The following is an 11730-nucleotide window of genomic DNA, read 5'->3' as shown; positions in this document are numbered from 1 at the left end:
TTTCCGGCATCCCGGCAAAGGCGTTTTTTTCGTATTAAGCAAGCTGTTCTTCGTAAGCTGCCTGAAACTTTTGAATATCACCGGCGCCCATAAAAATGAGGACGCTGTTTTGATGCTCTTTTAGCACCTCTGTACTATCTTCTTTTATTAACCTGGCACCTGGAATCTTCTCTTGAAGATCTTCAATGGTTAACTTACCGTGATTTTCACGAGCCGAACCAAAAATATCGCATAAATAAACCGCGTCCGCTTTATTCAAGCTGTCCGCGAATTCATCAAGAAACGTTTGCGTACGCGAAAATGTATGCGGCTGGAATACGGCCACGATTTCCCGATTCGGGTATTTTTGGCGTGCCGCATTAACTGTCGCACGAATCTCAGTCGGATGATGTGCATAATCATCAATCAGCACCTGGCCGCCTGCTTGTTTCTCGGAAAAACGTCGCTTTACTCCCGAAAACGTAAGCAGGCGTTCTTTTACAATATCTGTATCGATTTCTTCGTAATGGCAAAGACCAATCACAGATAACGCGTTCAAAATGTTATGATCCCCGTAGCCAGGGATGCGGAATGTCGCATAAAATTCATTTCGGACAAATACATCAAATGTCGTTCCGTTTTCATTAAAAGACGTGTTGCGTGCCTGAAAATCGTTTTCGTCACCAAAGCCATAAAAAACAACGGGTACATTTGCTTGAATGCCTTGTAAATATTCATCATCGCCGCATGCAAAAATAGCTTTTTTCACTTGCATCGCCATTTGCTGGAACGCAGACACAACGTCCTGCACGTCAGCAAAATAATCCGGATGATCGAAATCGATGTTTGTCATAACCGCATAATCCGGCGAATAGGATAAGAAGTGGCGGCGGTATTCACACGCTTCAAATGCGAAATATACCGCGTCTTTCGCCCCATGCCCCGTTCCGTCTCCAATTAAATAAGACGTCGGTGCTGCGCCGCTCACAACGTGTGCCATTAAGCCGGTTGTCGATGTTTTCCCGTGCGAACCTGTAATCGCAACACTGGTAAAGTTTTGAATGAAATCGCCTAAAAATGTATGATAGCGGATGACCGGTACATTCATTTCTTGTGCGCGTTTAATTTCTTCGTGATCTTCTCCAAATGCATTTCCCGCAATAACGGTCATGCCTTCTTGAATATTATCTGCATTAAATGGCAAAATTAAAATGCCTGCTTCTTCAAGCGCTTTTTGTGTAAAAAATGTTTTTTCTACGTCCGATCCCTGCACGGCATATCCTTTGTCATGAAGAATATGGGCAAGGGCACTCATTCCAGAGCCTTTTATTCCAACAAAATGATAGGTTGTCATCATTAAACCTCCAGCATTCTCTAGCCTTTTACATGTAGTATATGTAGTGCCGCTTCATTTGAAACGGCTGGCAGTCAATCATTGCATTTGTCCATTATAGCACTTTTTTCAAAACGTGACTATTCCCCGAAAAAAACCGGTGCAAAGGCACCGGTTTATTAATTCGATTCCTCTAAATACGCAAAAAATTCTTCTTCTGAAACGAGAACTTCCCTTGGCCGTCCAGCCCGCTGTCCGGACACAAGACCTTTCTCTTCCATCATTTCAATGAGACGTGCTGCACGATTATAGCCTACTTTTAAATTCCTCTGCAACATGGAAGTGGAGGCGCCGCCTTGGCGGACAACAAGTTCACACGCTTCTTGAAATAATTCATCTTCTTCATCATGAATAGCTGTTTTTTGCAGCAGTTCTTCCTGTTTAAATAAATAATTCGGTTTTTGTTGTCCGCTGGCGAAACGGACCACTGCATCAATTTCTTCATTTGTAACGAATGTGCCTTGCAGGCGGATCGATTCACTTGCCCCGTTATCTAAAAAAAGCATGTCGCCTTTTCCAAGCAATTTTTCCGCACCTACTTTATCCAAAATAGTGCGTGAATCAATTTGTGAAGAAACGGAAAAAGCGATTCGTGTCGGGATGTTCGCTTTAATTAAGCCCGTGATAACATCAACAGACGGACGCTGCGTAGCGACAATTAAATGAATGCCGCATGCTCGTGCTTTTTGCGCAATCCGGCAAATGGACTCCTCTACTTCGCCTGGTGCCATCATCATTAAATCCGCTAATTCATCAATAACAATGACCAGATACGGCAAATGCGGCTCATTAAATTCAGATTGGCTCACTTTTGTATTATACGATGCCATATCACGCACGCCGGCATGAACAAAAAGTTGATAGCGGCGCTCCATTTCCTCCACTGCCCATTTAAGCGCAGCAGTGGCGGCTTTCACGTCGGTGATAACCGGGCTCGCCAAATGCGGAATGCCGTTATAAGGCGTAAGCTCGACCATTTTCGGATCAATGAGCAGCAGTTTTAGTTCATGCGGCGCTGCTTTATACAAAAGACTGACTAAAATCGAATTAATGCAGACGCTTTTTCCAGATCCAGTTGCACCCGCAATTAATCCATGTGGCATTTTTTGCAAATCCAGTACGACTGGTTTTCCTGCGATATCAAGACCCAGCGCTGAAGCAAGCGGAGACTTTGCCATTTGAAAACTGTTGTGCCCAATAATTTCACTGATAAACACCGGTCGGCTCTCTTCATTTGGCAGCTCAATGCCAACAACTTGCGTACCTGGAATCGGGGCTTCAATTCGAATGGTCCGTGCAGCAAGGCTGCGTTTAATATCGTCTGTTAAACTAACAATTTTGCTTACTTTCACACCGATTGCCGGCGTCACTTCGAAGCGCGTAATGGACGGACCCGTCGTCACGCCCGTAACGTGCGCATCAATATTAAAGCTTTTTAACGTTTCATTTAATAGCGCTGATTTTTCCTGTATCCACCTATTATCCGTTGTTTTTTTAGCGGGTGGTGTCAGAAACGACAGCGGCGGACGATCTATTTTGCCTGTTAAAACAGATTGAACGGGCGGAAGCGGTTTTTCTTCTTTCGGTGCCGGTGCTGACTGTTGTTTTAATGCCGGTTTGCCCACTTTCTCACGGTCTTTTTTCAGCATCACAACATTAAACGGCGAATGGCGCCGTTCCCGTGTTTTCTCAGCGTGAGCAGCTGGCGGCGGAAGCTTGCCGCCTTCATTATAGACAGGTGCCGGCTTTTCCACTACTGGAAGTGGCTTTTCCATCGGCATCTCCGCTTGTTCTTTCGGCACCGCCTTTTGGCGTTCAAGAGGGCGCTTTGACTGCTCCTTTGTAAACAGCAAAAGTGGTTCATTTGTTTTTTCCCGCTCTTCACTGCGGACGCTGCGCGCATCTTCTTTAACCGGACGGGCCCGGAATCCGTAAATCGGTGACGGGATTTCCGTTGGTTTAAACGGACGTGGCGCGACACGCGGTGCGGGTGTATAGACTGATTGACGCGGATGCTCACTTCCTGACAGATCGGATGGTGTTTCCTGTTTAGGCTCGGTTCGATTCGAACGATTCCGGCGTGGTACTTCTTCGTGATTGCCCCGCTTAACCGTTGGATACCGATACGCGACACGTGTTGAAATCTGCTGGACGGATGGATTCAGTGGGACGAACCGCTTTTGTGCAAAGGGTGCAGAAGGGTCCGGGCGCTTTTCTTCTACTTTTTCCGGCTGCGCTTCTTCTTGTTTTCTATCATTTGGTTTTATTTCGACTTCTTCAATGATTTCGATTTCTTCTCTAAAATAGGAGAGAATTTTTTTCAGCATACTCATCCATAACCACTCTTTCTCCTTAAAGTCTTTTTCATTGTACCAACTATACACGATTTGTTAACAGAAAAACGACATTTTGGGAAAATAGATGGGGATGAAAAAGACCGTCCGCCAAAGAAGTCAGTCTTTGTGCGGACGGTTTTTCGCTAAAATAAAGATCGGTTCGAGATGCCCGCCTTCGTAAACAAATGAAAGTGCCGTAATCGGAATACGTCCGGCTGCGAAAAAGCTCATCGCCATTTGCGCTAAAATGTCATAGCCCGTTTCATTACGAATGTCGCCAATAATAAGAACGTCGCCATGCGGAACGGATACGGTCATATCGCCTTCTATTTTGTCACTCATATCTTTTAAAAACCGATCGTTTAAAATACGAGTGGCATCATATCCATCATTTGAATTCAAGAAATAGAACACATTTCCAGCCACGGTGTCTTGTTTCATTTCAAGCGGCAGGGAACGCAGATTAAAGCGCGCAATTTCACGAATTTGATCTGCTGACCACTTTTCTTTCGCCATGAGCTTTTCATCAATTAAGCGATATGTTGAGCCAAGGTCAACCGCATAATAAATACGGGTTTCAGCTGTATGCTCATCATAAAAAAGCGGCACGCCTTCCTCTGCTTCTATTGGAAAAGAGGCTGAGCGGATAACTGGAAAAATCCTTTTTTCTTTTTGTTCTTCTTTGCCGGCGCCATCAAACGCATTGAGCGCTTCGTTAACATAATATACCGTTTCTTCCGCCGCTTTTTGAACGTTCCCTTCAAATTTAGCCAAAATTCCGCCAAGTGTTACAGTGACTCCTTTTTTCGTTTCACTGTTTTCAATGCGCATTTCCTCTTTCTCCCGGTCAAATACAATCGTCCGGTTGGGCTGTTGGAGCGCTTCTTCAAGCGCCCGTTTTAATTTTATCGTGGACATTTATGTTCTCCTTTCCGTTAATATTGCTTAATCGTATTCGCGGTCGTCTTGTCCATTTTGGAGACAAGTTTTACGAGCAGTTCTTTTGCCGCATCATAATCGTCCGTATGAATAATCGATGAATGCGTGTGAATGTAGCGTGAACAAATTCCTATGACCGCACTCGGGACACCGCTTCCTGTTGTATGGACGCGTCCGGCGTCCGTCCCGCCTGGTGAAACAAAGTACTGGTACGGAATATTGTTTGATTCTGCTGTATCCAGCACAAAGTCACGCATGCCGCCATGTGTCACCATCGATCGGTCAAAAATACGGAGCAGCAGCCCTTTGCCAAGCTGTCCAAATTCATTTTTGTCTCCTGACGCATCGTTGGCAGGGCTTGCATCGAGAGCAAAAAAGATATCCGGATTTATTAAATGAGCCGCCGTCTGTGCACCGCGAAGACCCACTTCTTCTTGAACCGTTGCCCCGGAATAAAGCATGTTCGGCAGGGCTTTCCCTTCCAGCTCTTTTAACAGCTCCACGGCCAGTCCGCAGCCGTATCGGTTATCCCATGCTTTCGCCATGATTTTCTTCGGATTAGCGAGCAGCGTAAACGGTGATACCGGCAAAATAGACTGACCCGGCTTTACTCCGATTGATACCGCATCGGCTTTATCGTCCGCGCCAATATCAATTTGCATGTTTTTAATTTGCATTGGCTTATTACGCTGATCTTCTGTTAATAAATGCGGCGGTGTAGACGAGATAACTCCTTCGATTGGACCGTTTTTCGTATAAATACAGACACGCTGAGCAAGCATTGTCTGGTTCCACCAGCCCCCTAGCGTTTGAAAGCGGATCATGCCGTTTTCGGTAATTGCTGTTACCATAAACGCTACTTCATCCATATGACCGGCAACCATAACGCGCGGACCATTTTCATCTCCATTTTTCACGCCAAACAAGCTGCCCAAGTGGTCTTGAATAATTGAATCCGCATACGGTTCCATTTCTCTTTTCATAAATGCCCGCACCGCATGCTCGTTTCCCGGCGCGCCTGGCAGTTCTGTCAGCGTTTTAAACATATCTTTTGTTTCTTGATTCATTGGTCTGATTCCTCCCGCTCCTGTCTTTTGTTCATTATACCGGAAATGAACACGAAGGTGGAATGAAGCGCATTTTAGTTTTCTTCAATCAGAACTTCTTGTATACTATAAGAGCAATCTACTAGATAACCAGGGGGTTTCAACATGATAAAATGTGATCGAACTGCTTTTTTGATCGGCGCAGCCGCAGGAGCAGCCGCAGCCGTTTTGATTCAAAAACAAACGTCCGAATCAATGAATGTTCCGCCTGAAAAAGTATTAAAAAAAGTGAAAGATACATTTAAACAAAACGGGCCGGTCGATGGCTCATGGATTCAAATGAAGCCAGAACAAATTGACAGAAACGGCTTTCCCGCACTTGTTTATAAAGGCGGCATTTCACGTCCTGGCGAAACCGGAAACGAACAATTTGAGTTCTCTGCAGATGCTAAAACCGGCACGCTGCTGCACGTTCAGCCTGTATAATTAAAAAAATCCCAAACAGATTGAATCTGTTTGGGATTTTTTAAAAGACAAAAAAGAATATATTTTGGACGTGGTCCAGCTCCAGGCGCCATCGAGGTCCACAGGATGTGGGTCACAAAAGCGTTGCGACGATCCGGATGATCTAGTCGGGCGACTGCCACAGGACGTGGCAGCGTTGAAGCGCGGCGGCACGATGCCGCGTTCTTAGCTTTTGTTCCATTTACCCAGACAAGCCCTTCTGGAGGCAAAAAGCGCCTCCGCCAGTGCTTGCCGCCGATAAGCAGGCACCTTGCGCTTTTCTATACGCGAGGCTGAAATTTTGCTTCTGATCGATAAATACGCTGGCCTTTTGCTGAAAATTTCTCTTCATATTCAGTCATCACATTGCCCTCATACCCGCTATTATGCAAATCCAGGCTGACAAATGTTAAAAGCATGCCGTATTCCGAAAAACTTTTCAGTGAAAATTCAAATAAGCCTTGGTTATCTGTTTTGAAATGGACTTCGCCGTCATCCGGCATAATCGATTCATACAAGCTTAAAAACGTTTTATACATTAACCGGCGTTTTGCATGGCGCGTTTTCGGCCATGGATCGGAAAAGTTTAAATAAACGCGGCTGACTTCCCCTTTTTCAAAGTAATTCATCAGCTTCGCTCCGTCCACGTCTAAAAGCTTCATGTTTGGCAAGTCTGCTTCAATAAGCCGGTCCAGCGCCGTGATAATAACACTTTCATACATCTCAATGCCAATATAGTTAATATGCGGGTTTTGTTTTGCCATGCCTGTTACAAACTGGCCTTTTCCCGTGCCCACCTCAATATGGATTGGGTTGTCATTGCCAAAAAATTCATTCCAGCGCCCTTTTGCTTCCTCAGGCTGCGGGATAATATATTGCGGGTACGCATTGATTTTCTCACGCGCCCACGGTTTATTTCTTAAACGCATCTTGCTTGTTCTCTCCATTTCCAAATAAATTGTACTCCGCCCCCATTAATCGATGCAAAGAGGCAAGACTTCGGTTCATATCATGAAAGCGGGTTTTTTCCCGGTTCCACTCGATCGACAAAAGCAGCTGTGCAGCCGCATACCATTTCATTCGATGGAAAAAATCCGGGGTCAACGCCAGACCATATTGTGACAGCCAGCCTGTCCAATTTTCTCGTTTCACGTAGCCAAACAACAGCGTTCCCAGGTCGATCGCCGGGTCCGCAATCATCGCTCCATCCCAGTCAATTAAAAATAGCTCATCCTGATCAGAAAGCAGCCAGTTATGATGATTCACGTCCGTATGACAAACGACAAATTGATAATCCGGTACATTTGGCAGCTGTTCTTCCAAAAAGTGTACTGCATCAGCTACAACTGGATGTGCTGAGATCAGATTGGTGCGGGAGCGGATATCGGATAATGTCGCTGCCGGCAAAACTGGCTGTTTTCCAAGCCGCTTCAGCATATTTAAAAGCGGTTTGGATGAATGAATTTTCCCCATCAGCCGGGCCACACGCTCGGACTCCATTTCTTCTGGTACAAGTTCGCGTCCATTCATCCAATGCTGTGCAGAAATAACATCTCCATTTTCAAGCCGCTTCGTCCAGACGAGCTTCGGGACAATCCCTTCGGCTGAGAGCATGGCAAGGAAAGGAGAAGAATTCCGTTTTAAAAACAGTTCTTTTCCAGCGTGCCGTGCAAAAAATGCTTTTCCTGTTACGCCTCCAGCAGGCGTTATTTCCCAGTCACCGCCAAGAAAATGTTCCACAAAAACTCACCTTTTTCATAAAAAAAGACAGCAGCCGCTTCGAAAAACAATCGCTGTCTTTTTTATTACTCGTATCGTTCTTAATATCGTATGAAGTATTGTACCATGAATTTATGCTTTCGACCAGTTCCTTTCTAAAACATTCTATCGGACGAAAACAGCGCAGCTAAATGATTCTACAACCGCGTCAGCCCGTGCCACATCAATAGGATCTATTCCTGACTGCGTGCCAGAGACAATTTGATTCCATTGTTCTCCATCTGGCAGTATAAAGCTTGAAACAGCCCTGCCGGCATTGAAACTGACAACTATATCATTCCACTTTCCGTAAGAACCAACATCTTTCAGCCAAACAGTTAATGTGTCGGAATTGGAAGGCCATTTGATCATATGATAGCAAATGGCTTCTTCTGTTCTCATTCGAAAAGCACCGGTTGACTTTCGCAGCTCAATCAGCCCTTTTATATATTGAACATGATCAATATACTCACTGCGTCGGCGCCAGTCCATCTGATTGATCATATCCGAACTCGTGTAGCTATTCTCCACCCCATATTTTGTGCGACAAAATTCCTGTCCTGCATGCAGAAATGGAATGCCCTGTGAAAGAAGTACAAAGGATGTCGCGAGCAAATGCTTTTTCCTGTTCACTTCTGTGTCTCCTGGGAAACACGCCTCAAGCTTATCCCACAACGTGTAGTTGTCATGGCACTCTACATAATTAACAGACTGTGCCGGTGAATGAAACAACCGGTCAATACCAGCGCAGCCGACATTTGCTGTTAGTGCCGCAAAAGCGTTATCTAAAAATTGGCTGTTTCCAAACGCAAAGCCCGGTTCAAATAATTGAAACGTGTTTCCTTTTACTGAATCTCGAAACCGGTCATTAAAAAAAGCGATGTCTCTTAAGTCCTGTTCATTTTGAATGGACGCTTTTTTTTCCGATGGCAAAGCGGTATTTAAATCCCATCCTTCTCCTAAAATAACCGCATCCGGCTTATTGCGGCGGATGCGGGCGGCCGCCTGCTGAATCGTTCCTACGTCGATCAGCCCCATCAAGTCAAAGCGAAAGCCATCTAGATGATAAGCATCCATCCAGTAATGAAGCGAATCAAGAATGAATTTACGCCCCATTTTTCTCTCCGAAGCAAAATCATTTCCACAGCCTGACCCATTTGACGGCATTCCATCCAGCCCCTGGCGGAAAAAGTAGCCTGGGACAAGCCGTTCGAACGAAGATGTTTCACGGACGAATACATGATTATACACGACGTCCATAATGACACGAAGCCCTTTTTTATGAAACGCCTCAATCATTTGTTTCAGTTCAACTGCCCTCGCATACAAATCAACGGGATCTGTGCTGAAGCTGCCTTCCGGAACGTTAAAGAACAGCGGGTTGTATCCCCAATTATAGTTGGCGGAAAAATCAACGTCCGACACGCCGAAATAATCGAAAAACGGCAGCAGCTCTACATGTGTTACACCGAGAGATGCAACATAGTCAAGCCCCGTCGGTTGACCGTCCGGACTTTGTGTTCCTTCTTCGGTCAAACCAAGATACAATCCTCTCCGCTTAATCCCGCTTTCCCGCTGGCTTGATAAATCCCGAATAGAGGCTTCATAAATAATCGCATCAAGCGGCGATGAAAATGGCGGAAGCTCGTATTTAGGCACCATCATTTTTTCATCATCAACAACCCGGCCCCATTCGCTGTGCACTGACACCATTTTCGCATAGGGATCTACAGCTTCATGCCAAATGTTATTGATTCGTACTTGGTAATGATAAAAATACCCTTCCGCATTTTCAGCCAGATCTGCTTCAAATGTGCCAGACGGGCCTCTTCTCATTGGCACATAGCGATGCGGGCTGTCGGCTGTTTCTTTAAACTTCACAAATGCTTCGGTTGCTGTTGGCGCCCATACCCGAAAAGATGTCAGTTTCGGCGAATAGATACTTCCAAGCTCCCCTTCATAATAAAATAGATGGTCAAATTCTTCTGTTCGGATGACCCCGCCAATTTGCAGGTCCGTACGCATGAGCCGTTCATCTAAAATGACATGCTCCCGGCCAAATTCCGGCATTTCTTTTACTTGGCACGTATACTTGATCATCGTGTCAAATTTTTCTATATTTAAAATATCCATTTTGGTCACACTGCCGCCGCTTTCAATATAAAAAGCAGACGACTTTCCCGAATAGTAATGATTCGGCAATAAAACAGCCACTTCTGTTAATGTGTCCAAATACGCGTTAAACGGACGGGTTGAAATCATTTAAAGTTCCTCCTCCCATTCGGGGCGGCGCAAACTGACTGTATCTGCGTGGGCAAGCAGTGCTTTGGCTGCCTTTAACTGAATCGTTTTCAGCGGCGATGATAACTGCCTCATCTCGTCAAACCAGTGATAAAATTCACGCTTATCAATATAATGTATGTCTGCCGGCGCAGCTGGATCATCAATGTAGCCGTTTCGAGAAAACACAGCTTTTCGGATCGGCATATCTACTTGGTCATGCTGAAGAAGCTTTTTAACGATTTTTTCCGTTCTTGCCAGTGACACAGCCGGGCTTAAAATTTTTGATTCTGCCGCGCCAAACCTCTTCACCCAAAACCGCTCTGGTGATCCTGCAAAAACAGCTTCGTCCTGCTCTTCTAAAAAAGTAACACACCAAATATGCAGCGGGGTAATGATAACCACATCAAGCTCAACGACCGCTTTTTGAAAACGAAAAACCGGTTCATACAGCATAAGAAATGTATCTGGCAGCCGTTTCAATAAAAACTGCAGCCGCTCATCGACGTAATATTTATGGTCAAGCGGCGACTGATGTAAAAGCGTGGAACTCGCCCATTTAATTTGAAAATTATACATCTTATCAATAAACGCTTTTTTCGCATCCTCTTCCGTTTTCAAATAGATTGATTCTGTTTCATTGATAGAAAATAAGTTCTCTTCCTCCTGCAGCGGTTCGGGATCGGCTTCCGCCTGTTTTTCTTTCCGTGAAAAAAGGCCTCGAAATAACGAATATTTTTCTTTCGGTTCCTCCAGCAGCCAATCATCCCCCTCACCCGGTTCTGGAATCAGTAATCCGGCATCTTGCCGCTGTTCCCAAAGAGCGTGAAACTTCTCCCACTCTTGCTTTTTAAGCCGCACATACTGTGCAGGATAATGAAAAACATCATTTTCGTATCGCGATATATAATTCTGCAGCTTAATTAATTGCCCCATGGCTTGTACCCTCTCCCGACTTACCTAATGTGCATGACCATTTTTTTATATATTTTGGCAATGCAGACGTATTTGTTTCGTATAAAGCCACTTCAGTTACAAAAAATGGCGGCCAGTCCGGCAGTTGTGATGGGAAATATGGCTGCTGGCCGATCCATTTCCGTGCCGTTGTAATGTGAGGACGAAATGGTTTTTCATCAATATCAATACCTGACTTCCTGCACGCTGCCGCTACTTCTTTTTGCACGTGAAAAAGAGGTGCCGGCTCATCCGTTCCAATCCAGAAAATGCGGGGCGATGCCTTCTTGCCAAATGTACCTAATGAAGAAAGTTTCATCGGAAAAGCTGGAGTACGACTCACTTCTTCACTGATAAGGCTGCAAGCTTCTTGAAGGACGGATAATTTCTCGGCCCCAACAAAAGCTAATGTCAGGTGATAGTCTTCTGGATGAACAGTTCGTTTAAACGGATCATTTCGTTTTTTCATTTCATCCGCAATCATTTTTTTCACATGATCGGGGAGAACGATAGCAAAAAAATAATGTGGCTGCATATCATA

10 protein-coding genes are annotated in these 11730 nt (G+C 45.0%); 1 reads left to right on the top strand and 9 read right to left on the bottom strand.

What is annotated here, in order from left to right:
* Positions 1 to 34: 34 nt before the first annotated feature.
* The 4 genes from murC to NLX67_RS08610 form a co-directional block, all read right to left on the bottom strand.
* On the bottom strand, positions 35 to 1333 hold the full coding sequence (gene murC / locus NLX67_RS08625; protein ID WP_254311574.1) for a UDP-N-acetylmuramate--L-alanine ligase: 1299 nt from the start codon (positions 1331 to 1333) through the stop codon (positions 35 to 37).
* 158 nt (positions 1334 to 1491) lie between these two features.
* On the bottom strand, positions 1492 to 3705 hold the full coding sequence (locus NLX67_RS08620; protein ID WP_254311407.1) for a DNA translocase FtsK: 2214 nt from the start codon (positions 3703 to 3705) through the stop codon (positions 1492 to 1494).
* A 120-nt stretch (positions 3706 to 3825) separates the two neighbouring features.
* Positions 3826 to 4626: a DUF1444 domain-containing protein gene (locus NLX67_RS08615; RefSeq protein ID WP_254311405.1), complete on the bottom strand. Its 801-nt coding sequence runs from the start codon at positions 4624 to 4626 to the stop codon at positions 3826 to 3828.
* Positions 4627 to 4643: 17 nt separating this feature from the next.
* A complete protein-coding gene (locus NLX67_RS08610) occupies positions 4644 to 5714 on the bottom strand; it encodes a M42 family metallopeptidase (RefSeq protein ID WP_254311403.1) in 1071 nt (356 codons plus the stop codon).
* Between the two features lie 144 nt (positions 5715 to 5858).
* Here NLX67_RS08610 and NLX67_RS08605 point away from each other — a divergent pair, with 144 nt between their 5' ends.
* Entirely contained in the window at positions 5859 to 6179 is a 321-nt protein-coding gene (locus tag NLX67_RS08605) for a hypothetical protein (RefSeq protein WP_254311402.1), read from the top strand.
* Positions 6180 to 6478: 299 nt separating this feature from the next.
* Here NLX67_RS08605 and trmB read toward each other — a convergent pair whose 3' ends face one another.
* The 5 genes from trmB to thpR form a co-directional block, all read right to left on the bottom strand.
* Positions 6479 to 7126 carry a tRNA (guanosine(46)-N7)-methyltransferase TrmB gene (trmB, locus tag NLX67_RS08600; RefSeq protein WP_254311401.1) on the bottom strand — a complete coding sequence of 216 codons (648 nt, stop codon included), beginning with the start codon at positions 7124 to 7126 and terminating at the stop codon, positions 6479 to 6481.
* On the bottom strand, positions 7110 to 7937 hold the full coding sequence (locus NLX67_RS08595) for a phosphotransferase family protein (protein WP_046178541.1): 828 nt from the start codon (positions 7935 to 7937) through the stop codon (positions 7110 to 7112). Before NLX67_RS08595 ends, trmB begins: the two co-directional genes overlap by 17 nt.
* A 144-nt stretch (positions 7938 to 8081) precedes the next feature.
* Positions 8082 to 10217, bottom strand: coding sequence for a type I pullulanase (pulA, locus tag NLX67_RS08590; RefSeq protein ID WP_254311399.1), 2136 nt, complete (start codon positions 10215 to 10217; stop codon positions 8082 to 8084).
* Positions 10218 to 11171: a nuclease-related domain-containing protein gene (locus tag NLX67_RS08585; RefSeq protein WP_046178539.1), complete on the bottom strand. Its 954-nt coding sequence runs from the start codon at positions 11169 to 11171 to the stop codon at positions 10218 to 10220. It abuts the gene before it with no gap.
* Complete coding sequence (gene thpR, locus NLX67_RS08580; RefSeq protein ID WP_254311397.1) at positions 11155 to 11724, bottom strand: RNA 2',3'-cyclic phosphodiesterase; 570 nt, start codon at positions 11722 to 11724, stop codon at positions 11155 to 11157. Before thpR ends, NLX67_RS08585 begins: the two co-directional genes overlap by 17 nt.
* Between the last annotated feature and the right edge of the window lie 6 nt (positions 11725 to 11730).

It is taken from the genome of Domibacillus sp. A3M-37, from assembly GCF_024213455.1.
In the GTDB taxonomy this organism is placed as follows: domain Bacteria; phylum Bacillota; class Bacilli; order Bacillales; family Domibacillaceae; genus Domibacillus; species Domibacillus tundrae.
Note: the sequence above shows the minus strand (reverse complement) of the source record. Positions and strands in the feature narration are given on the sequence as shown.

Coding starts and splice junctions, on each gene's coding strand:
- murC (WP_254311574.1), bottom strand. CDS start 1,333: ATGACAACCTATCATTTTGTTGGAATAAAAGGCTCTGGAATGAGTGCC.
- NLX67_RS08620 (WP_254311407.1), bottom strand. CDS start 3,705: ATGAGTATGCTGAAAAAAATTCTCTCCTATTTTAGAGAAGAAATCGAA.
- NLX67_RS08615 (WP_254311405.1), bottom strand. CDS start 4,626: ATGTCCACGATAAAATTAAAACGGGCGCTTGAAGAAGCGCTCCAACAG.
- NLX67_RS08610 (WP_254311403.1), bottom strand. CDS start 5,714: ATGAATCAAGAAACAAAAGATATGTTTAAAACGCTGACAGAACTGCCA.
- NLX67_RS08605 (WP_254311402.1), top strand. CDS start 5,859: ATGATAAAATGTGATCGAACTGCTTTTTTGATCGGCGCAGCCGCAGGA.
- trmB (WP_254311401.1), bottom strand. CDS start 7,126: ATGCGTTTAAGAAATAAACCGTGGGCGCGTGAGAAAATCAATGCGTAC.
- pulA (WP_254311399.1), bottom strand. CDS start 10,217: ATGATTTCAACCCGTCCGTTTAACGCGTATTTGGACACATTAACAGAA.
- NLX67_RS08585 (WP_046178539.1), bottom strand. CDS start 11,171: ATGGGGCAATTAATTAAGCTGCAGAATTATATATCGCGATACGAAAAT.
- thpR (WP_254311397.1), bottom strand. CDS start 11,724: ATGCAGCCACATTATTTTTTTGCTATCGTTCTCCCCGATCATGTGAAA.